This window comes from Pseudomonas sp. C9, assembly GCF_002000165.1.
Lineage (GTDB): Bacteria > Pseudomonadota > Gammaproteobacteria > Pseudomonadales > Pseudomonadaceae > Aquipseudomonas.
The window spans coordinates 251,820-273,540 of sequence record NZ_MPAK01000002.1 but is presented as its reverse complement, the minus strand read 5'-3'; the positions used below and the strand labels follow the sequence as shown (position 1 = coordinate 273,540).

Here is a 21,721-nt window from a genome sequence, read left to right as displayed (position 1 = left end):
GCCTGGCGTTTCGCTTGATGCACCGAATGCTCAGGTTTTGCGACGGCTTCGCCGCCGGACGCAGCCTCGCGGGCTCGGCAGCTGCTACATGTTTGTGGTGGTGCTTGGCTTTTCTTCGTGGGCGCAGGCTTTCGACCTGCAACAACTCAGCGATCAACTGGCCAGGCCCGATGTGATCCACGGCCAGTTCATCCAGGAGAAACACCTGCGCGCCCTGCCCCAGCCGCTGACCAGCAAGGGCACCTTCGTACTCGCGAAAAACAATGGCCTGTTGTGGTTGTTGAAAACGCCGTTGCAGCAGGATTACCGCATCACCACCAAGGGCATAGCCCGGCGAGACGCCAACGGTTGGCAAATGCTGCCGGGCAAAAGCGCCGGCGCCGAGCAAAACCGCTTGTTCCTCGCCGTCCTGCAAGGCGACAGCAGCGGTCTGCAACGGGATTTCGAGCTGTCCCTGAGTGGCGAGGCACAGAACTGGACACTGACATTGACCCCGCGCTCATTGCTGCTCAAGCAGGTGTTCAACCAGATCAACATCACTGGCGGAGAATTGGTGCACAGCATCGAACTGCTGGAAACCCAGGGCGACAGCACGCTATTGCGCATGCAGGACACCACCAGCGCCGAACCGTTGAGTACCGCGGAGCAACATGACTTTGCCGAGTGAACGCAGACTGCCATGGCTGTTCCTGATCCTGCTGCTGGCAGTGCTCGCGCTCGCCGGCTGGCAATGGCGTGGCGGCGCGCCCCTGTCGGCCAACCTGATGGACCTGGTGCCGGGCACGGCGCCGGACGCACTGGAACTGCGCGCCGAACAACGCATGCAAGAACCGCTGAACCGCGAAATGCTGATGCTGGTCGGCCACAAGGATCGCGGACACGCTATCGCCATGGCGCAGAAACTGGGTGAGCAATGGCAGGCCAGCGGATTGTTCGAGAAAGTCCAGTGGACGTTGCAGGCCGACTTGCCCGCCCTGCGTACACAACTGCTCAAAGGCCGATTGGCGATGCTGTCCGAGGCGGATCGCAAGCAACTGGTTGAGCACCCCGACACCTTCATCCAGCAGCGGGTACAAGCATTGTTCGACCCGTTCACCGGTTTCAGCCTGGTGCCGAGCCAGGATGACTGGCTGGGCCTGACCGGGCGCATCCAGAACAGCCAGCCGCAACGCGGCACCGTGCAACTGGACATCGGCAGTGGCGCCTTGATCGCCGATGCCGACGGCATGAGCTGGGTGTTGCTGCGGGCAAAAGCCACAGGCAATGCGTTTGACATGAACCTGCCGTTGCAAGTGGCAGACCTTCTCAAACACAGCCGCGAACAGGCGGCTCAGTCTGACGTGCAATTGCTGGCCGCCAGCGGATTGCTCTACGCCGCCAACGGTCAGCAACAAGCCTCCCGCGAGATGACCTGGGTCGGTGGCGGCGCCACGCTCGGCATTCTGTTGCTGCTGTTACTGGCCTTCCGGCGTTGGCGGGTGTTGCTGGCGTTCGTGCCGGTCGTGGTGGGCATGCTGTTTGGCGCGGTGGCTTGCGTGGCGCTGTTTGGCCATATGCATGTGATGACGTTGGTACTCGGCTCCAGCCTGATCGGCGTAGCCGTCGACTACCCGCTGCATTACCTGTCGAAAAGCTGGAGCCTGAAACCCTGGCACAGTTGGCCTGCATTGCGCCTGACGCTGCCGGGCCTGACATTGAGCCTGATCACCAGTTGCATCGGCTACCTCGCGTTGGCCTGGACGCCATTTCCGGCCCTGACCCAGATCGCCGTGTTTTCCGCCGCCGGCCTGCTTGGTGCTTACCTGTCCGCCGTCTGCCTGCTTCCGGCGCTGCTCAAGGGCGCGGATATCCGTCCGGCGCAATGGCCGCTACGGGTCTGTGAATTTTTGCTGAACCTGCGTGAAGCGCTACTCAAACATGCCAGCACACCCGTGTTGCTGGCCCTGCTGATTGCCTTCTGCGTGGGTGGCCTGGTGCAACTCGAAAGCCGCAATGACATCCGCCAGTGGATCGGTGCACCGCAGCAAATGACTGACGAAGCCCGGACCATTGCGCGGATCACCGGTTTTCAACCAACCAGCCAGTTTTTCCTGGTGCGCGGTGCCAATCAGCAGGAGCTGCTGGAACGCCAAACGGCGTTGAGCGAGCGCCTGGATCAGTTGGTCAGCCTGGAAAAACTCAAGGGCTACCTGTCACTGAATCAACTGGTCAGCCAGCCAAGTGACCAGCTGCAAGTGCGTGAGGCGTTGACCCGGTTGCCGCAATACTGGCAACCACTGCTCGACATCGGCGTACCGGTGCAAGCACTGCAAGAAGAGCTGACAACACTTCAGGCATTGCCCACCGAAGACATCGACGCTGCGCTGACCGGGCCGCTGGCCGAGCCCTACCGCCCACTGTGGCTGGGCGTGACCGATGACGGTGATGTGGCGGCGATGGTCAGCTTGCAAGGCCTGAACAACCCGGCGCTGCTGCGCGTGCAGGCGCTGGACTTGCCGGGGGTCGAACTGGTCGATCGTCTCGGTGAATTGAACGACGTGTTTGCGGCGACCCAGATCAGCGCCGCGGAACTCAAGCTCGCTTCCTGCGTGTTGATCGTGCTGGTATTGATTCTGCCCTTTGGTCTCGGCGGCGCCCTGCGAATCGTCGCGCTGCCGTTGCTGGCCGCGCTGTGCAGCCTGGCCAGCCTCGGCTGGTTGGGGCAACCGTTGACACTGTTCAGCCTGTTCGGCCTGTTGCTGGTGACGGCGATCAGCGTCGATTACGCAATCCTCATGCGTGAACAGGTCGGTGGCGCAGCGGTGAGCCTGCTGGGCACCTTGCTGGCGGCGCTGACCACATGGCTGTCGTTCGGTCTGCTCGCGGTGTCCAGCACACCGGCGGTGAGCAACTTCGGGTTGGCGGTGAGCCTTGGCCTGGCGTTCAGCTTCATCCTGGCGCCGTGGGCCGGTCGCCAGGCCCACGACGTTGCGGTTGCGGAGCCGGCAGCATGATGATCGTCCTGTTTTGGCTGATGGCCCTCGTGATGTTTGCCGTGGCGACGCGTGTGGGTCGCCGTTTCGGGCTGATTCCAATCGTCAGCCAGTTGCTGCTGGCCACCTTCGGCCTGCCATTGCTGATGTATTTTTGGATCGAACCCGGTTGGCAGCTCAGCGGCGCCGAACTGATCTCGCCGGCATGGCTGAAGAATCTCTACAGCCTGAGCTTTGCCTTGCTGCTGGGGAACATTCTCAGCGACGTGATCGATCTGCGGCTGGATCGCCAGAGCCTGAAAATTGCCCTGCCGAGTTTTGCCATTCCGTTCGCTGGCGGGCTGGCGACGGCGGCATGGCTGCTGCCGGCGCAACCGTGGATCAGTTCATTGGCAGTGGGGCTGGTGTTCGCCATCACCGCGATCCCGGTGTTGTACCTGTACCTGCGGCACATCAACTACCCGCCCACGGCCACCCGGCGTCTAGTGCAGACCGCGATCCTCATCGACCTGACCTGCTGGACGTTGTTCGGTTTTGCCCAAGGCAGTCTGCACGTCAGCAGCCTGCTGCTGCCGCTGGCCGGCGCTTGCCTGCCGTTGCTGCTGCGTCTGATTGGTTTGCGTCAGCCATTGCTGCACAGCGGCGGCTTCTTTGCGCTGCTGGTGGTCGCCGAGCACTTCAAACTCAATGCGCTGATTTTCGGCATTGGCTATCTGCTGTGCATGGCCATGCTGAAAGTACCGTTGGTGTTGCCCGTCCCCGCGATCTGGATGAGCCGCCTGCAAACATGGATCGCTATTCCGCTGATCCTCACGTTCGGCATCGTGCAGATTAACGTTCACGCGGCCATGGCCAGCCTCGGCTGGGTCCAATTGGCGGCACTGTTGCTGTTGCCGATTGCCAGCAAGCTGCTGGGCAACTGGCTGGGACTCCGTTGGGCCGGCGCCTCCTTTGAGGGTGCCAGCCGCTGGCGGGAAAGCCTGCTGCTGAATATTCGCGGTTTGAGCGAGATCGTCTTTCTCAATCTGCTGCTGCAACAACAGCTCATCAGCCCGGCGCTGTACTTTGCGTTGATGGTGATGGGTCTGATCGCGACCCTGCTGCCGGCACTCGCCGGCCTGCATAGCCCCCTTTTGAATATCGCCGCCCCGGCAAGGAGCCCCCGTGCCAACAGTTGAAATGGAACGTCGACAAGTCGTCGTCATCGGCGCGGGCCCCTCAGGGGCGATCGCGGCCGCGCTGCTCAAGCGCAACGGTCACGATGTGCTGATGATCGAGCGTCAACACTTTCCCCGGTTTTCCATCGGCGAAAGTCTGTTGTCGCATTGCCTGGATTTCGTTGAAGAAGCCGGCATGCTCGATGCCGTGAACGCTGCGGGATTCCAGGTCAAGAACGGAGCCGCGTTCGCCTGGGGCGAGCAGTACAGCGCCTTTGATTTCGGCGATACGTTCAGCCACGGCAAACCGACCACGTTCCAGGTCCAGCGCGCCGATTTCGACAAGCTGCTGGCCGACCAGGCCGCACTGCAAGGCGTGGACGTTCGTTACGGCGAAGCCATCGTCAGCGTGGATTTCAGTTTGCCAAAACCGCAGCTCGACGTGCGCCGCGAGGACGGCAGCGAGTACCGCATCGAAGCCGATTTCGTGCTCGATGCCAGCGGTTACGGCCGTGTGCTTCCACGCCTGCTGGACCTTGAAGCGCCTTCCAATTTCCCGGTGCGTCAGGCCGTGTTTACCCACATCGAAGACAACATCGACAGCCCGACCTTCGAGCGGGAAAAAATCCTCATTACCACCCACCCGATCCATCGCGACATCTGGTTCTGGACCATCCCGTTCAGCAATGGCCGTTGCTCGGTGGGGGTAGTGGCCGCCGCCGAACATTTCGAAGGCCGCATGGAGGATCTGGATGAATGCCTGCGCGGGTTCATCGCTGAAACGCCGAGCCTGGCCGGCGTGCTTGAACATGCGCGATGGGATACGCCTGCGCGCACCATCGGCGGTTACTCGGCCAACGTCAAAACCCTGCACGGCCCCAGCTTTGCGCTGCTCGGCAACGCAGCGGAATTCCTCGACCCGGTGTTCTCTTCCGGGGTAACCATCGCCATGCGCTCGGCGAGCATGGCCGCCGGGGTTCTGCATCGCCAACTGCAAGGTGAACGCGTCGACTGGCAAACCGAGTTCGCCGAACCACTCAAGCGCGGCGTCGACACTTTCCGCTGCTACGTCGAAGGCTGGTACGCCGGGACGTTCCAGGATGTGATCTACCATCCAGGCAGCTCACCGGACATCCGCCGCATGATCAGCGCGATTCTCGCCGGTTATGCCTGGGACGAACGCAACCCGTTCGTCAGTGAACCCAAGCGCCGGCTGCGGGTGTTGTCAGAACTCTGCGCAAGAGATGTCACATGAATGACAGGACCGCTAGTGTGCGGCGCACATCCTTTGAAGGTAATGCCTGATGATCCGTTTTCTGCTCCTGGGCTGCCTGCTGTTGCTGAGTGCTTGCGCCAGCCAGGCACCGCTGCCCGAGCACATCCCGAAGCTGTCGTTGCCGCTGCAATTGCACATCCAGCGCCTGGAAGCCGCGCAACGTCAGGACTGGGTTTTGGTGATCCAGCATGAAGAAGCGGGGCTTCGCTGGTCGATGATGGATTTGCTGGGCATTCCGCAGGCGCGGCAGATATTGACCGATGGAAAGTGGCAGGCCGACGGTCTGTTGCCGCCCAACCCGGAAGCCCGGGAGTTGTTCGCCGCGTTACTGTTTGCCCTGACCCCCAAAGATGAGCTGTCGGGCAACTACCCCACTGCCTGGCAACACGGCAGGCAACGGTCCCTGCCAACACACTGGGATGTCCTTTATTCACAACCCATGACCTTTGAGTTGAACCTGCCCAAGGGGCCCCGGTATGAAGTCACGCCGCTGAGCGGGGAGGCACCATGACCGCCTATTTGAATGCCCTCGGGGTGATCTGCGCATTGGGTCGTGGCAAACGCGAAGTCGCCGCCAATCTGTTTGCCGGCGATTGCTCAGGCCTGCGCGTCGAAACCGGCTGGGTGCCAGAGCGCTCGTTGCCGGTGGCGGCGGTCAGCGGCGATTTGGCATCGATCCCCGTTGAGCTGAAAAAGCAAAACACCCGCAACAACCAATTGTTGCTGGAAGCCGCCCTGCAAATTCGCGAAGAGATCGATCAGGCAATCCAGACCTACGGCCGCGATCGCATCGGCGTGATCCTGGGCACCAGCACGTCGGGCATCGATGAGGCCAGCCGCGGGTTGGCCCATTACATCCGCGAAGACGAATTTCCCGCTGACTACGACTATCAGCAGCAAGAACTCGGCGCGCCCGCCAGCTTCCTTGCCGACTGGCTGCAATTGAGTGGCCCGGCCTATGTGATTTCCACCGCCTGCACCTCCAGCGCACGGGCGCTGATGAGTGCCCAGCGCCTTCTGGATCTGGGCCTGTGCGACGCGGTGTTGTGCGGCGGCGTCGACAGCCTGTGCAAACTGACCCTTAACGGTTTTTCGGCCCTGGAAGCGGTGTCCGCGCAGCGCTGCAATCCGTTTTCGGTCAACCGCAACGGCATCAACATTGGCGAGGCGGCCGCGTTGTTTTTGATGAGCAAAACCGCTGGCGATGACCACGCCATCGCCCTGCTCGGCAGCGGCGCCAGTTCCGATGCCCACCACATCTCGGCGCCAGAGCCGACCGGTCGTGGCGCGCTGCAAGCCATGAGCAAAGCCCTGAGCCGCGCAAACCTGCAACCGCAGCAAATCCATTACCTGAACTTGCACGGCACCGCGACCCAGCACAACGACGCCATGGAAAGCCTTGCCGTGGCCGCGCTGTTCCCGCAAGGCGTGCCCTGCTCGTCGACCAAGCCGATGACCGGTCACACCCTCGGCGCCGCCGGTGCCCTGGAAGCCGCGTTCTGCTGGCTGAGCCTGGGCCCGGACAACCTCGACCACAGCCTGGCGCCCCACGTCTGGGACGGCCAGCCCGACCCGCTGTTGCCCGCCTTGCATTGGGTGACCCCGGCCGATCGCCTGACGTCCATTGCACCTCGCTATTTGATGAGCAATTCCTTTGCCTTCGGTGGCAACAACGTCAGCCTGATTATCGGAGACGCACCATGATTGACTGGCCGCTCGCCGAGTTGCTGCCACACGCTGGCGACATGATCCTCATCGAGCAGATCCTTGCATTCGACGAGGAGCAGATTCACACCCGCATGACCGTCAGGCCCGGCGGTCTGTTCAACCGTCCCGACGGCAGCCTGCCGGCCTGGGTCGGCATTGAAATAATGGCCCAGAGTGTCGCCGCCTACGCCGGTTGCCATGCGCGCCAGCGCGGCGATGAGGTGGAGTTGGGCTTTCTGCTCGGCAGCCGCAAATTCGAATGCAACGTCGAGCACTTCCCGGTCGACACCGAACTGACCATCCATGGCATTCGGTCACTGGAAGACGACAACGGCATGGGCGTGTTCGAATGCCATATCAACGCCCCCGGCATCCACGCCACCGCACGCCTGAACGTGTTTCGTCCGCCTCAGGCCGCTCAATATCTTCATGAACCCCAAGGAGTCCAGTCATGACTGAATCCGTACTGGTCACCGGTTCCAGCCGCGGCATCGGCCGCGCCATCGCTTTGCGTCTGGCCCAGGCCGGGCATGACATCGTGCTGCATTGCCGCAGCGGTCTGACGGACGCTATTGCCGTCAAAGCCGAAATCGAAGCCTTGGGCCGCAACGCGCGTGTCCTGCAATTCGACGTCTCCGACCGCGCCAGCTGCAAAGCCATTCTCGAAGCCGACGTAGACACCCACGGCGCCTATTACGGCGTGGTGCTCAATGCCGGCCTGACCCGTGACGGTGCTTTTCCGGCGCTGAGCGAGGATGATTGGGACGTGGTGATGCGCACCAACCTCGATGGTTTCTACAACGTGCTGCACCCGGTAATGATGCCGATGATTCGTCGTCGCGCTGCCGGGCGGATTGTCTGCATCACTTCGGTGTCGGGGTTGATCGGCAATCGTGGCCAGGTCAACTACAGTGCCTCCAAGGCCGGTCTGATCGGTGCGGCCAAGGCGCTGGCGATTGAATTGGGCAAACGCAAAATCACCGTCAATTGCGTCGCACCCGGCCTGATCGACACCGCCATGCTCGATGAAAACGTGCCCGTGGAAGAACTGATGAAAATGATCCCCGCACAACGCATGGGCACCCCTGAAGAGGTGGCCGGCGCGGTGAATTTCCTGATGTCGGCGGAAGCGTCGTACATCACCCGGCAGGTTCTGGCCGTCAATGGAGGCCTGTGCTGATGAAGCGCGTTGTCGTCACCGGCATGGCCGGCATCACCTCACTGGGCAGCGACTGGGCAACCATCGCCGGCAACTTCGCGGCCAACCGCAGCGGCATCCGGCGTATGGACGAATGGGATCGCTTTACCGAACTCAATACACGCCTGGCCGGCCCCATTGATGACTTCAAAGTCCCGAGCCACTGGACCCGCAAGCAACTGCGCAGCATGGGCCGCGTGTCGCGGCTTGCTGTGGGCGCTGCCGAGCAAGCACTGGCCGACGCCGGATTACTGGGCGACGAGTCGATCAAGGACGGGCGCATGGGCGTCGCTTGCGGCTCATCTACCGGCAGCACCGACGAGATCAAGGCGTTCGGCAACATGCTGCTCAACTCGGTGGCCGAAGGCCTGAACGCCAACTCCTATGTGCGGATGATGCCGCACACCACGGCCGCGAACATCAGCATCTTCTTCGGCCTCACCGGTCGGTTGATCCCGACGTCGAGCGCCTGCACCAGCGGCAGCCAGGGCATTGGTTATGCCTACGAGGCGATCAAGTTCGGCCGATTGCCACTGATGCTCGCCGGCGGCGCCGAAGAGCTGTGCCCGACCGAAGCGATGGTCTTCGACGCGCTCTACGCCACCAGCCTGAAAAACGACGCCCCGCAAACCACCCCGCGTCCTTATGACAAGGGTCGCGACGGCCTGGTGATCGGTGAAGGCGGCGGCATGCTGGTGCTGGAAGAGCTGGAACATGCCTTGGCACGCGGTGCACGCATTCATGCTGAACTCGTCGGTTTCGGCAGCAACGCCGATGGCCAACACACCACACGTCCGGAGCAACTCACCATGCGCCGGGCCATGGAACTCGCCCTCGAAGACGCCGGGCTTCAGCCTTCGGACATCGGCTACGTGAACGGTCACGGCACCGCGACAGAACAGGGCGACATCGCCGAAACACTGGCTACCAGCGCATTGTTCGGCGAGCACATGCCGATCAGTTCGCAAAAAAGCTTCCTCGGCCACACCCTGGGCGCCTGCGGTGCGCTGGAGTCCTGGTTCAGCATTGAAATGATGAACAGCGACCTGTACGCACACACTTTCAACCTCGACGAGGTCGACCCGCACTGCGGCAAACTGGATTACCTGCGAGGCGAGTTCCGGCAGATGAGCAACGAATACGTGATGAACAACAATTTCGCTTTTGGTGGCGTCAACACCTCGTTGATCTTCCGTCGCTGGCACTGACCTGAAACACGTTTGGAGTAAAAGGAATGACTCTGTCCCAGCGCATCGTCGCGTTGTTCGCCGTGGCCGTTGCGCTGGGCGGTTGCACCGGCAATCCGGTGTACACCGCCAAGGAACACTTCCCCAGTGACCGAGGCTTGACCAACGACCGCATGAGCCGCGCCATCGTCACCGCGTTGATCGAACGCCAATGGGTAGTGCAGTCGGCGCGTCCCGGCATGATCAAAGCGGCCGTCACCGTGCGTGACAAACACCACGCCGAAATCGACATCCTCTACACACCCACCTCGTTCGAAATCGACTACCGCGACAGCCGCGGCCTGGACTACCAGGACGGCCGGATCCACGGCACCTACAACCGCTGGATCACCTACCTGCGCGATGACGTGATCCAGCAACTGGCCGCCGACCCGGACCGCGACCAGCTCGTCGCCCTGCAAAATGCCTACGAACCCACCTTCCAGAACTTCCGTGAAGGCGTGAAACGCGCCACCGAGATCGGCTTGCTGGACGGCAGCGTCAAGTTCTACCTGGCAGGAGAAGCGCTACCGGCCAACGTCAGCAAGCTGAACACCGTGAGCAGCAGTCGAATCACCCATAACGAAGAAGTGTCGGATGAAGACGCCTGCTTCTGGGCACTGCAATCGACGCTGGCGACGTTGCAGAGCAAGGCGAAAAAGGCCGGGGCCAATGCGGTGATCAATATTGCGGGGGCTGGCAAACGCGATTTGAGCAGCGACAGCGGGAGCTATCAGTGTTTGCCGAAGGTGCAAGTGTCTGGCGTGGTGTTGCGTGGGGAGTTGGTGCGGATTGAGTGAGGTGGAGAATGGGCTCAACACACGTCCATTCCGAGGATAGGAATGAAATAAAGGGAAGCTGGAATACATCATTTCGGAAACGTCCCACAACCAGAATTGAGGCTTTGCGCTAGGTTCAATGCCCCGTGATATGTCGGGGCATCACAAGGACGAACGAACCATGACTAAAAAGGCCGTTATCGTTTTCAGCGGTGGGCAGGACTCCACCACCTGCTTGATCCACGCGTTGCCGCTCTACGATGAAATCCACTGCATTACGTTCGATTATGGCCAGCGCCACCGCGCGGAAATCGAGGTCGCGCAGCAGCTGTCGAAAGAGCTTGGCGTGACCGTGCACAAGGTGCTGGACACTACGTTGTTGAATGAACTGGCAATCAGTAGTTTGACGCGCGATAACATTCCAGTACCCGGTGTGGATAGCTCAGGAGAAAGTCTGCCAAGCACCTTTGTGCCCGGCCGGAATATTCTGTTCTTAACCTTGGCCTCTATTTATGCCTATCAAGTACAAGCGCAGACTGTAATAACTGGTGTTTCTGAAACTGAGTGCTCAGGCTACCCGGATTGCCGTGATGACTTTGTCAAAAGTTTGAATAATGCCATCGAATTAGGCATGGACTATACACTACATATCGAGACACCTCTGATGCGATTAAATAAAGCCGAGACTTGGGCCTTAGCGGATCACCACAAACAGATGGATTTGGTTCGCTACCAAACACTTTCTTGTTATAACGGAATAAAGGGGAGTGGGTGCTACAACTGCGATGCTTGTCATTTGCGAGCAAAAGGACTAGATGAGTTCTTTCAACACAGGACGAAGACAATGAAAAGCCTGAAAGCAAAAATAGAACTATAAAGAATTTAAGCACTAAATAGGGTGGACTATCAAACGGCAGCCCACCATTACATCTACGCAGTTTTTGCCCCAGATATATACCGTTTAAATAGAGACCTCGCTCCATAGGCGGGAAAAATATTAAATACGGCAAAACACATCTTTATCGCTATTTGAGCATAAACCATATTTAGTATGTCACTGCTTGGCATTACCCCATAAAAAGCAATGAAACAAAAAAGCAGACTATCTATAATCACCGCAAAAAAAGTACTAAAGAACACTCGCAAAAACAAATATCTTGAGCTTGTTAGTTCTTTTATCTTACACAGCAAATATGAATTTACATTTTCAGAGAAAAGAAAGGAAATAGAGGACGCAACCAACACCGATGAGACATGAGTAACTACTTCAGCATAAGAAACATCAAGTTTCCAGCCAGGCAACCCAGGAAGATAGGTTACTGCATTCAGCAATATGACAATTAGCGCATTACTTACGAAAGCAAACAGTAGCGCCCTTCTTGCCAGCCTGAGTCCATAGGTTTCATTCAACAAGTCCACCACTAAAAACGTCAAAGGATAAAGAAAAACGGCTGGCGGTACCACGGCATCAAGCACATCGACATAAACAAGCTTTGTCGCAGCGATATTGGTAAATATATAAAGCGCAAGTAAAAACACATTAAGAGCAACGTAAATCATCCACGATCTTTCGTGACGGTCATTTACTTCATACGCAGTTGATGCAGCGCCACCGGAATAATATTTCCTATATATATCCTTCACTTCTGCCTTACTTAAATTATCAATTATTTCACTCTTCAACACCGCACCCAGCTTCAGTTTTATTATTTTTCCCGTAGAGATCACCATCACTACAGCAAGGCTTTTATTTTTATCAAACCCTAGTAACTTATATCTGCTATTCTCCACATCACTATCATTGCCCATTGAATCTCTCCTCTACTATTTCCCCCAAAACAAAATCAACATCAGAGTCAAAGTCAGAGCCTTTGACTATATTTAGCTTTTTAGTTAATTTGTCGCACACCAAGTTTTCGCCACGACTAATTGACACCCCTTTCTTTATGATCAAGAGGTCACCCGTTTCATTAACACCACCGATATCATTTTCCAATAGCACGCCTATTAAGTTACAGGCAGCGCCAAAATAATAAGTCAAAGGATGCGAAACAGCCAGCTCACCTATTCTTTTGTCCAGGTTTTGGAGCAGCATGCTTTCCTTAATTACTGGCACCGCTGCCGGATTCATATTTCCTTGTAGCGAACTACTACTTTCTATTATTTCCCGCTCTTCAAAATCTACAGTCTCTATTTCCTTATAGGACACACCAAAAAAATCAGAAATTTTACGAATAGTAGATTGCTGAACATTGACAACCCTCCCTTCCAGAATGTTGTAGATAGTAGTCCTGGTCAACCCAACTGAATTACACAACGATATCTGAGTTTCTCCCCGGCTTTTTATAAGGTACTTAATATTCCTCTTTAAATTTTCTGTTTTTTCTATTTTGTGCATTAAATACCTTCCAATCACCTGTAATAAATTTGATCACTCAAACCGAGCATTGCTATTTGTTTTTGTGATTATCACCAGGCCCGCCTGCTTGGCGTACAAACAGACACACCCAACCTGATTATACATTCATTAAATAACGTTTAATTCGACGTTTATTTCTGCAAGCCATGCAGTAGACGAATCCCACAATATAAAACGAACTTACTTACAGAGATTTCTAGAGAATCATTTAATTACACAAATGTTCACTTATTTGAACAATAAGGATGACGTTTTTAGTTATAAATCTATCGGTATCGGCAGCCCATATATCGCTGCCGATCAATTATGAATAGCCGGAAAGGATGCCGCTTTTCTTTAAAAAAATAAGGGAGCTCCACAATGAAAAAAATCAATCCCGATCGTCCGCAATCGCCAGGCCAGAAAGACACTGATACCGCTGACACCGCCGATCTAGCCAAACTCTCCGAAACCACCGAGCGCACCGTCAGCGCGCGCTTGCGCAATCCAAACCGCCCCGACCCCGTCAGCCATGTATTTAGCATCAACCCGTCTGTCGATACGGAGTCCTTGCTCTGTCATGCCACTGAAACCCTCGCCTCACTGAATGTGATGACCACCGACCTCGCCTGCGAGCTCGAAGGCTCGCGCCGCAACGAGGCATTGGCCATTCAGCAACTGATCGTGCTGGCCGAGCTGATGGTCAACCGGGCCCTGGACATTCTTGACCCTCCCAGTGGGTTGTCTATGGCGCCATCCAACAGTCACCAATAAGTAATCGCGCTCTCTTACGCAATGGAGGTTTTTTGTCATGGATAGATACATGCCTATCACCGGCATCGATTGCACCATCGCTTCGCTGGTGATCGACACCGAAGCACCGCTGGACGTGTTGCACGAAACAGCGGCTTACCGCATCCGCACTGCGACTCAGCTGCTTGAGAGTTTTGCGTTTGGTGAGGGCGTTTACAGTGAGCTGGCGCGGGTGTTGGTGACGTCATTGCGTGATGGTTGTGATTTGCTGGATGTCGTCGGGCGACGATTGCAGGAGCAAGTTTCGGCGCAGCAAAGCAAATCAAGACCAGCGCCGGCCGAGTCGTAACGGCGTTAGCGGTGTGGACGGACGGGTTTCCAACACGTGTGAAAACGGCCCCTGCGCTTGGCGCAGAGGCCGTTCCAACACTTACTGAGCCTGGATCAACTTGCTTTCAGCAACGCCAGCACGACCGGTGTGGTCATCAACCACTTGCAGGCTGTTGCGTGCCTTGATGAAGCCCACTTTCACTTCCTGCCAGACAAAGTAGTTCTTGCCGGCTTCTGCGGTGAGTTTCAGTTCGGAATCGTTTTCCGCCGAGGACACCAGAGTCTGCTGACCGGCCGGAACGGCCAACATCAGGTACGACTTGGCGACGGTCTGGCCGACCGGTTTACCGTTGAGCGTCACCGGCATTTTCACCCCGGCGCCCATGCTCTCGTTGCGATAAACATAAATATTGGCTTTGTCCGGGGCGACCTGGAAGGTCTTCGCCTGAGCGTCCTGCGTGTCATCCGCCATTTTTACCGAAGCGCAACCACCGGTGAGTGCGGCTACGGCCAGCAAAGCGGTGAGGGTTAGCTGCTTGAACATCCTGTATCTCCATTGTTTGTGATGAGTCCGAAACTGTTATCGGCTGATCAGAAAAAAGGCGAAGGGATGCATCAAAAAAACATGGCAAGCCCCCAGGGCGCGAGTTTGCGCGCTATCAGAAGTGCTGAAGGCGACAGCGTCAGGGGTGGTGTTGCGTGGGGATCAGGTACAGATTGACTGAGGAGGGTCATGCTAAAACGACAAAGGGCGCCTTTCGGCGCCCCTTCACAAACAGGCCGGCTTGTCATCGCCCTGTACCAGGGTGAATCCCTAAAGCGGATCCGTTACGCGAAATGTCTTTGCTCTCAAGCCCCTTCAACCTTACGCGTCAACAACTCAACAAACGCCTTGGCCATCGGCGACTTCTGATCCTTGCGCTGCACCAGCCACACCGCCGACACCGCCGCCGGATCCAGTAACGGTCGATACACCACACCGTCGATGCGCATCCGCTGATACGACGCCGGCAGCACCGACACGCCCAATCCCGCCGCGACCAAACCAATAATCGTCATCGCCTCACCCGCCTCCTGCGCAAAGTGCGGACTGAAACCGGCATCGCGGGCCAGGCTGAGCAATTGTGCGTACAGGCCACTGCCATAACTGCGCGGGAAAAACACAAAAGGTTCGAGGGCCAGTGCCGACAGGAACAAACCTTCTTCGCTGTCATTAACCAGCGGGTGTTTGGAGCTGAGCACCGCCACCAATGGTTCGCGCATCAGCTCCACGACACTGAGGGAGTCCGGTAACCCCAGCGGCCGCATGATGCCGACCTCGATCGACTCGTCGACCAACGCATCGGCAACCTGGGTACTGCTCATCTCCCGCAAATTCAGGTGCACCGCCGGAAAGCGTTGGCGGAACGAGAAAATCGCCTGGGGAATGGTCGAGTTGAACGGTGCCGAGGAGGTGAAGCCAATCTTCAATTCACCGAGCTCACCCAGCTGCGCACGCCGCGCCACGTCGGCGGCTTTGTCGACCTGTGCCAGCACCAATCGAGCCTCTTGCAGAAACAACCGACCGGCTTCGCTGAGCTCGACCCGACGATTGGTACGCTCGAACAAGCGAGCGCCAACCTCGGCCTCCAGCGCCTGAATCTGCTGGCTCAGCGGCGGCTGAGAGATGCCCAGCACCTGAGCGGCGCGGCCGAAGTGCAGTTCTTCGGCGACGGCGATGAAGTAGCGCAGGTGACGCAATTCCATGAAAACCCCATTAGGTCGTAAAAGCTCTTAAACAGGTCGAACAATATATTGGATTGAATCATTAGGCAGCTATATGATTTTTTCATTGCCTGCCCGGCTGCGTCCCTCCGAGGTCCAACGTGAAAACTGCTGTCGCTCCACTCGCCCATGAAGTTCCGCCTGCTGCGGCGAACGATATCGTCGCCGAGCTGAAGGAGATTTACATCGAAAAAGGCACGCCGATGTTCATGCGCACGGTGCTGGCGCTGTTCTCCGGCGGCTTCGCGACCTTTGCGTTGCTCTATTGCGTGCAACCGATGATGCCGTTGCTGTCCCACGAATATTCGATCAACGCGGCGCAGAGCAGCCTGATCCTGTCGGTCGCCACCGGCATGCTCGCCATTGGCCTGCTGATCACCGGTCCGATCTCCGACCGTGTCGGCCGCAAACCGGTGATGGTTGCTGCATTGTTCGCCGCCGCGCTGTGCACCATGGCCAGCGCGATGATGCCGAGCTGGGAAGGCGTGTTGATCATGCGCGCACTGATCGGGTTGTCGTTGAGTGGCCTGGCAGCGGTGGCCATGACTTACCTGAGCGAAGAAATCCACCCACAGCACATCGGCCTGGCCATGGGTTTGTACATCGGCGGCAATGCGATTGGCGGGATGTGCGGGCGCTTGATCACCGGCGTGTTGATCGACTTCGTCAGCTGGCACACGGCGATGCTGGTAATCGGCGGCCTGGCCCTGATCGCCGCAGCGGTGTTCTGGAAAATCCTCCCTGAATCGCGCAATTTCCGCGCCCGCTCAATGCACCCACGCAGCTTGATTGACGGCTTCACCATGCACTTTCGCGATGCCGGTTTGCCGCTGCTGTTTCTCGAAGCCTTTGTGCTGATGGGCGCGTTCGTCACGCTGTTCAACTACATCGGCTACCGCTTGCTGGCCGAGCCGTACCACATGGAACAAACCTTCGTCGGACTGCTCTCGGTGGTGTACCTGTCGGGGATCTACAGTTCGGCAAAAATCGGTTCGCTGGCTGACAAGCTTGGCCGCCGCAAGGTGCTCTGGTCGACCATCGTGCTGATGCTCGCCGGCCTCGCCTTGACGATGTTTACACCGCTGCCGCTGGTGATCATCGGCATGCTGATTTTCACCTTTGGTTTCTTTGGCGCGCATTCGGTGGCGAGCAGCTGGATCGGGCGCCGGGCGATCAAGGCCAGGGGGCAAGCGTCATCGCTTTATCTGTTCAGCTACTACGCCGGGTCGAGTATTGCCGGGACGGCGGGCGGGGTGTTCTGGCACTTGGGCGGATGGAACGGGATCGGCTTGTTTGTCGGCGGGTTGCTGGTGATTGCGCTGCTGGTGGCGTTGAAACTGGCGAAGTTGCCGCCGTTGCCAGGCACCGCACTGGTTTAGCCACAACTGCGCCCTAGCGGTAATCGCGAGCCAAGGTACACTGACGACATTCGCCAGTCTTGGTAAAGGGAAGCCAGAATGCGCCTGGACCGTCTCCACATTCAGAATTTTCGTTGCTACGAAGATGCCACTTTCGACTTTCAGCCAGGTTTCAACCTGGTGGTGGGGGTTAACGGGAGTGGGAAGACTTCGTTGTTGCAGGCGGTGGCTGCATCATTCGTTGAATTTTCCAACGCAATGACATCCGACCGAACCTTCTCAATAAACGATGATGTTCGTGTTGTTGTTGATAAATTCCAAGGCAGAACTCGTTACGAAAAAAAATTCCCTCTTTGGATAGTGAGTACAGGGGATGTTTTGGGTGCAAACGAATGGAAAACGTTCAGCCTTGTTGAGGATTCACCTGCAGCTTCGAATAAACAGCTGAAAAATAAGGTTGACCAAGTACTTGCCTTATCTGAAGCAAAAACGATTCCGGACCTCCCCGTCCTTTCGTTTTACCGCGCGGACCGACGCTGGAAGAGTGCAAATATTTCGGCAGAGTTCGCAGCCCAGCAAAAAGTTTCCCGCTTTGATAGCTATAGCAACTGGTATGACGCAGTCACGGATCTAAAGGACTTCGAAAGCTGGCTGATCGCCAAGACGCTGGAGCGAATGCAAACCTTGCTGGACGAGGGAATGACGTCCGCTCCATTTGACGACGAATTAGCATGGGTAAACCAAGCGATTCAGTTTGCACTGCCACAATCGACGGACTTACGTTACGACCTCCGGATGCAGTGTTTGCTCGTAGATATGAACAATGGGCAAACCCTTCCTTTCAATCTGCTGAGCGATGGCCAACGCGGCATGGTCGCCCTCTTCGCCGATATCGCCCGCCGCATGTGCATCCTTAACCCGCACATGGGCAAGGACGTCCTGAAAAAAACTTCGGGGGTCGTCATCATCGACGAGCTGGATATCCATCTTCATCCAGCCTGGCAGCGCAGCATTGTCTCGGCATTGAGGCAGGCATTTCCCAAAGTCCAATTCATCACCGCGAGCCACTCACCTCAGATCATCGGCAGCCTGAGACCTGAAGAAGTCATAGTTCTAAGTGATGGTGATGCTCACCATCCTCGAGTCACTTACGGGCTGGACTCTAGCAGCATTCTTGAGGAGGTCATGGACGTTTCTCAACGCGAACCAAAGATTGAAGCAATGCTCTCGGAACTGTTTTCCACTCTTGAAGATAACGACCTTGAAAAAGCCAAGCTGCTGCTTCAGGCACTCAAGAAAAAAGCTCCGGATCTGCCCGAATTCCTGAGAGCCGAAGCATTGCTCAGGCGTAAGGAGATTATTGGCCGATGAAGCGAGTGATCAAAGGAACTGAGCCTGCTTCATTTATCCGGTGGAAAGCGTTAGCGAGTGAAGAGTGGAGTCCCTCTTATTCGATATTGCGAAATCCAGAGAAACAAGAACTACATGAAAGCCTGATCCGTGAACAGGGTTTTGTATGTTGCTATTGCGGGAACAAAGTAACTCTGCAAACCAGTCACATAGAGCACTTTCGTCCTCAAAAACCCTTCGACCATTTGGGTCTGGTGTACACAAATCTCCATGCCTCCTGCCAAGGCGAAACCGAAGAACCAAAACCTGCCCACTGCGGGCACAACAAGGGTAATAGATTCTCCGAAGACGCTCATGTATCGCCGCTGGACGAAAACTGCGAGAGCCATTTCAGATACACGCTGATTGGCCAGATAGAAAGCGCGAAAACTGGCACGTCTGCCGAGAACATGATCGACATACTCGCCCTCGACATCAGTTTTCTCAACAATCGCCGTAAAGAGAAACTGGAGGGCATCTTCGATGACGACTTCCTGGCCGATTTTTCTGTCAAAGAACTCGAAGCGATCATTCAACAATACCGCCAACCGCAGAATGGCCAGCATGACGCTTTCGACCACATCATCGCCCGCTACGCCGAACAACTCCTCGGTCGTTGAAATCCAGCACAAACAAAAACGCCCGGCATAAGCCGGGCGTTTTCTATTGGGCGACGATCACTCGTGATATTGCGCCGACAACTCATGCACCGCGCGCAGGAAGGCGCCAGCATGCTCCGGATCAACTTCCGGGGTGATGCCATGGCCGAGGTTGAACACGTGGCCGCTGCCCTTGCCGTAGCTGGCTAGGATGCGCCCGACTTCGGTGCGGATGGCTTCTGGTTTGGCGTAGAGCACAGTCGGGTCCATGTTGCCTTGCAGCGCGACTTTGCTGCCGACACGATCACGGGCGCTGCCGATGTCACAGGTCCAGTCCAGGCCCAAGGCATCCGCGCCAGCGTCGGCAATGCTTTCCAGCCACAGGCCGCCGTTTTTGGTGAACAGGATGACCGGCACTTTGCGGCCTTCGTGCTCGCGGATCAGGCCGCTGACGATTTTCTTCATGTAGGCCAGGGAGAATTCCTGGTACGCCGCCGCCGAGAGGCTGCCACCCCAGCTGTCGAATATCTGCACCGCTTGCGCGCCGGCCATGATCTGGCCGTTGAGGTAGCTGGTGACCGTCTGCGCGAGCTTGTCCAGCAGCAGGTGCAGGGCCTGCGGGTTGTCGTAGAGCATGGTTTTGGTCTTGCGGTAGTCTTTCGACGAGCCGCCTTCGACCATGTAGGTGGCCAGCGTCCACGGGCTGCCGGCAAAGCCGATCAGTGGCACGCGGCCGTTCAGTTCGCGGCGGATGGTGCTGACTGCGTCCATGACGTAGCCGAGGTCTTTGTGCGGATCAGGAATCGGCAGCGCTTCGATGTCGGCCATGGTGCTGACGACTTTCTTGAAGCGTGGACCTTCACCGGTTTCGAAGTACAGGCCTTGGCCCATGGCATCGGGGATGGTCAGGATGTCGGAGAACAGGATCGCCGCGTCCAGTTGTGGATAGCGGTCAAGCGGCTGCAGCGTGACTTCGCAAGCGAACTCCGGGTTCATGCACAGGCTCATGAAGTCGCCGGCCTTGGCACGGCTGGCGCGGTATTCAGGCAGGTAGCGACCGGCCTGACGCATCATCCACACAGGGGTGACGTCTACGGGTTGCTTGAGCAGGGCGCGAAGGAAACGGTCGTTCTTCAGGGCAGTCATGTCGGCATCCGGAAAAAAAGTGCGGGCATTTTCTCAGAGCGCGACGCAAAAGGCACGGCAAGTGCCGCACCTTTTGTCTATCGGGTCAATTTGTCGCGGGGGGAACCACGTCGCGAAACAACCTCAATCCCTGTAGGAGCCGAGCTTGCTCGCGATGCAGGCGCCTCGGTTAACCTGATTTCTGCGGTGATGCTATCGCGAGCAAGCTCAGCTCCTACAGGAGTGAGGTTGCCCGCAATCGGTGTTAGACGCCCAGGTAATCCAGGATCCCTTCAGCCGCATTGCGGCCTTCAAAGATCGCCGTCACCACCAGGTCAGAACCACGAACCATGTCGCCACCGGCAAAGATTTTCGGGTTGCTGGTCTGGTGCTTGAACTTGCCTTGTTCCGGAGCCACTACACGGCCCTGGCTGTCGGTCTGGATGTCGAACTGTTCGAACCACGGCGCCGGGCTTGGACGGAAACCGAACGCGATGACCACGGCGTCGGCCGGGATGATCTCTTCGGAGCCCGGGATCGGCTCAGGGCTGCGACGGCCACGGGCGTCCGGTGCGCCGAGACGGGTCTCGACCACTTTCACGCCTTCGACGCGGTCTTCACCGACGATCGCAATTGGCTGGCGGTTGTAGAGGAATTTCACCCCTTCTTCCTTGGCGTTTTTCACTTCCTTACGCGAGCCCGGCATGTTCGCTTCGTCACGACGGTACGCACAGGTCACCGATTTGGCGCCCTGGCGGATCGAGGTACGGTTGCAGTCCATCGCCGTGTCGCCGCCGCCCAGTACCACGACCTTCTTGCCTTTCATGTCGACGAAATCTTCCGGCGACTTTTCAAAGCCCAGGTTGCGGTTGACGTTGGCGATCAGGAAGTCCAGCGCGTCATACACGCCCGGCAGGTCCTCACCGGCAAAACCGCCCTTCATGTAGGTGTAGGTGCCCATGCCCATGAACACGGCATCGTATTCTTCGAGCAGTTGCTCGATGGTCACGTCCTTGCCCACTTCGGTGTTCAGGCGGAACTCGATGCCCATGCCGGTGAAGACTTCGCGGCGATTGCTCAGCACGGTCTTTTCCAGCTTGAACTCGGGGATGCCGAAGGTCAGCAAGCCGCCGATTTCCGGGTTCTTGTCGAACACCACCGGGGTCACGCCACCGCGCACCAGCACGTCGGCACAACCCAGGCCCGCCGGGCCTGCGCCGATGACGGCAACACGTTTGCCGGTCGGTTTGACCTTGGACATGTCCGGGCGCCAGCCCATGGCGAACGCGGTGTCGGTGATGTACTTCTCGACCGAACCGATGGTCACCGCGCCGAAGCCGTCGTTGAGGGTGCAGGCACCCTCGCACAGACGATCTTGCGGGCACACCCGGCCGCACACTTCCGGCAGGGTGTTGGTCTGGTGCGACAGCTCGGCAGCCTGGAGGATGTTGCCCTCGGCCACCAGCTTCAGCCAGTTCGGAATGAAGTTGTGCACCGGGCACTTCCATTCGCAATACGGGTTACCGCAACCCAGGCAGCGGTGGGCCTGGTCGGCCGACTGCTGGGGTTTGAACGGTTCGTAGATCTCCACGAACTCTTTCTTGCGTTGACGCAACAGTTTCTTCTTCGGATCTTTGCGCCCGACATCGATGAACTGGAAGTCGTTATTCAGACGTTCAGCCATTGTTAA

The 21,721-nt window shown here is 57.5% G+C and carries 22 protein-coding genes; 16 read left to right on the top strand and 6 right to left on the bottom strand.

Features of this window, described 5'->3' with window-relative positions:
- Window positions 1–88 precede the first annotated feature (88 nt).
- The 11 genes from BMS17_RS28190 to queC all read left to right on the top strand — a co-directional run bounded on the left by BMS17_RS28190 (window position 89) and on the right by queC (window position 11,192).
- Entirely contained in the window at window positions 89–667 is a 579-nt protein-coding gene (locus BMS17_RS28190; RefSeq protein ID WP_077432443.1) for an outer membrane lipoprotein carrier protein LolA, read from the top strand.
- Window positions 651–2,993 (top strand): MMPL family transporter, encoded by a 2,343-nt coding sequence (locus tag BMS17_RS28185; protein WP_077432331.1) that lies wholly within the window; start codon window positions 651–653, stop codon window positions 2,991–2,993. Before BMS17_RS28190 ends, BMS17_RS28185 begins: the two co-directional genes overlap by 17 nt.
- Window positions 2,990–4,150 carry a sodium:proton antiporter gene (locus BMS17_RS28180; protein ID WP_077432330.1) on the top strand — a complete coding sequence of 387 codons (1,161 nt, stop codon included), beginning with the start codon at window positions 2,990–2,992 and terminating at the stop codon, window positions 4,148–4,150. Before BMS17_RS28185 ends, BMS17_RS28180 begins: the two co-directional genes overlap by 4 nt.
- Complete coding sequence (locus BMS17_RS28175; RefSeq protein ID WP_077432329.1) at window positions 4,137–5,384, top strand: NAD(P)/FAD-dependent oxidoreductase; 1,248 nt, start codon at window positions 4,137–4,139, stop codon at window positions 5,382–5,384. The genes BMS17_RS28180 and BMS17_RS28175 overlap by 14 nt, the downstream gene beginning before the upstream one ends.
- A gap of 49 nt (window positions 5,385–5,433) precedes the next feature.
- On the top strand, window positions 5,434–5,916 hold the full coding sequence (locus tag BMS17_RS28170) for a hypothetical protein (RefSeq protein WP_046031147.1): 483 nt from the start codon (window positions 5,434–5,436) through the stop codon (window positions 5,914–5,916).
- Window positions 5,913–7,109, top strand: a complete 1,197-nt coding sequence (locus BMS17_RS28165; RefSeq protein WP_077432327.1) for a beta-ketoacyl-[acyl-carrier-protein] synthase family protein — start codon at window positions 5,913–5,915, stop codon at window positions 7,107–7,109. Before BMS17_RS28170 ends, BMS17_RS28165 begins: the two co-directional genes overlap by 4 nt.
- Window positions 7,106–7,567, top strand: coding sequence for a hotdog family protein (locus BMS17_RS28160; protein ID WP_046031149.1), 462 nt, complete (start codon window positions 7,106–7,108; stop codon window positions 7,565–7,567). The genes BMS17_RS28165 and BMS17_RS28160 overlap by 4 nt, the downstream gene beginning before the upstream one ends.
- Window positions 7,564–8,292: a 3-oxoacyl-ACP reductase FabG gene (gene fabG, locus BMS17_RS28155; RefSeq protein WP_046031150.1), complete on the top strand. Its 729-nt coding sequence runs from the start codon at window positions 7,564–7,566 to the stop codon at window positions 8,290–8,292. Before BMS17_RS28160 ends, fabG begins: the two co-directional genes overlap by 4 nt.
- Window positions 8,292–9,518, top strand: a complete 1,227-nt coding sequence (locus BMS17_RS28150) for a beta-ketoacyl-ACP synthase (protein ID WP_046031151.1) — start codon at window positions 8,292–8,294, stop codon at window positions 9,516–9,518. The genes fabG and BMS17_RS28150 overlap by 1 nt, the downstream gene beginning before the upstream one ends.
- A 26-nt stretch (window positions 9,519–9,544) precedes the next feature.
- Window positions 9,545–10,336, top strand: a complete 792-nt coding sequence (locus tag BMS17_RS28145; RefSeq protein WP_046031152.1) for a hypothetical protein — start codon at window positions 9,545–9,547, stop codon at window positions 10,334–10,336.
- A 160-nt stretch (window positions 10,337–10,496) separates the two neighbouring features.
- Window positions 10,497–11,192 (top strand): 7-cyano-7-deazaguanine synthase QueC, encoded by a 696-nt coding sequence (gene queC, locus BMS17_RS28140; protein ID WP_046031153.1) that lies wholly within the window; start codon window positions 10,497–10,499, stop codon window positions 11,190–11,192.
- A 53-nt stretch (window positions 11,193–11,245) separates the two neighbouring features.
- Here the strand turns inward: queC and BMS17_RS28135 are convergent, their stop codons facing one another.
- Both BMS17_RS28135 and BMS17_RS28130 read right to left on the bottom strand, forming a co-directional pair.
- Window positions 11,246–12,124: a queuosine precursor transporter gene (locus tag BMS17_RS28135; RefSeq protein ID WP_046031154.1), complete on the bottom strand. Its 879-nt coding sequence runs from the start codon at window positions 12,122–12,124 to the stop codon at window positions 11,246–11,248.
- A complete protein-coding gene (locus BMS17_RS28130; RefSeq protein WP_046031155.1) occupies window positions 12,114–12,713 on the bottom strand; it encodes a helix-turn-helix transcriptional regulator in 600 nt (199 codons plus the stop codon). Before BMS17_RS28130 ends, BMS17_RS28135 begins: the two co-directional genes overlap by 11 nt.
- Window positions 12,714–13,094: 381 nt before the next feature.
- Between BMS17_RS28130 and BMS17_RS28125 the strand changes: the two genes are divergently transcribed.
- Window positions 13,095–13,487: a DUF6124 family protein gene (locus BMS17_RS28125; protein WP_046031156.1), complete on the top strand. Its 393-nt coding sequence runs from the start codon at window positions 13,095–13,097 to the stop codon at window positions 13,485–13,487.
- Window positions 13,488–13,524: 37 nt separating this feature from the next.
- Window positions 13,525–13,815, top strand: a complete 291-nt coding sequence (locus tag BMS17_RS28120; RefSeq protein WP_046031157.1) for a hypothetical protein — start codon at window positions 13,525–13,527, stop codon at window positions 13,813–13,815.
- An 81-nt stretch (window positions 13,816–13,896) separates the two neighbouring features.
- On the opposite strand, the gene BMS17_RS28115 is transcribed toward BMS17_RS28120, so the two are convergent.
- Together BMS17_RS28115 and BMS17_RS28110 are read right to left on the bottom strand one after the other, a co-directional pair.
- Window positions 13,897–14,340, bottom strand: a complete 444-nt coding sequence (locus BMS17_RS28115; RefSeq protein ID WP_046031158.1) for a DUF2846 domain-containing protein — start codon at window positions 14,338–14,340, stop codon at window positions 13,897–13,899.
- A gap of 305 nt (window positions 14,341–14,645) precedes the next feature.
- The gene (locus BMS17_RS28110; RefSeq protein WP_046031159.1) at window positions 14,646–15,542 is read right to left on the bottom strand and encodes a LysR family transcriptional regulator; all 897 of its coding nucleotides are present in this window, start codon (window positions 15,540–15,542) and stop codon (window positions 14,646–14,648) included.
- A gap of 119 nt (window positions 15,543–15,661) precedes the next feature.
- Here BMS17_RS28110 and BMS17_RS28105 point away from each other — a divergent pair, with 119 nt between their 5' ends.
- From BMS17_RS28105 to BMS17_RS28095, 3 genes are all read left to right on the top strand, one after another.
- Window positions 15,662–16,939 (top strand): MFS transporter, encoded by a 1,278-nt coding sequence (locus BMS17_RS28105; RefSeq protein ID WP_077432326.1) that lies wholly within the window; start codon window positions 15,662–15,664, stop codon window positions 16,937–16,939.
- 78 nt (window positions 16,940–17,017) lie between these two features.
- Window positions 17,018–18,289 carry an AAA family ATPase gene (locus BMS17_RS28100; protein ID WP_046031161.1) on the top strand — a complete coding sequence of 424 codons (1,272 nt, stop codon included), beginning with the start codon at window positions 17,018–17,020 and terminating at the stop codon, window positions 18,287–18,289.
- Complete coding sequence (locus BMS17_RS28095; RefSeq protein WP_077432324.1) at window positions 18,286–18,927, top strand: retron system putative HNH endonuclease; 642 nt, start codon at window positions 18,286–18,288, stop codon at window positions 18,925–18,927. Before BMS17_RS28100 ends, BMS17_RS28095 begins: the two co-directional genes overlap by 4 nt.
- Before the next feature lie 57 nt (window positions 18,928–18,984).
- Here the strand turns inward: BMS17_RS28095 and hemE are convergent, their stop codons facing one another.
- Both hemE and BMS17_RS28085 read right to left on the bottom strand, forming a co-directional pair.
- Window positions 18,985–20,052 (bottom strand): uroporphyrinogen decarboxylase, encoded by a 1,068-nt coding sequence (gene hemE, locus BMS17_RS28090; RefSeq protein WP_077432322.1) that lies wholly within the window; start codon window positions 20,050–20,052, stop codon window positions 18,985–18,987.
- Between the two features lie 244 nt (window positions 20,053–20,296).
- On the bottom strand, window positions 20,297–21,715 hold the full coding sequence (locus BMS17_RS28085; protein WP_077432321.1) for an FAD-dependent oxidoreductase: 1,419 nt from the start codon (window positions 21,713–21,715) through the stop codon (window positions 20,297–20,299).
- Window positions 21,716–21,721 lie beyond the last annotated feature (6 nt).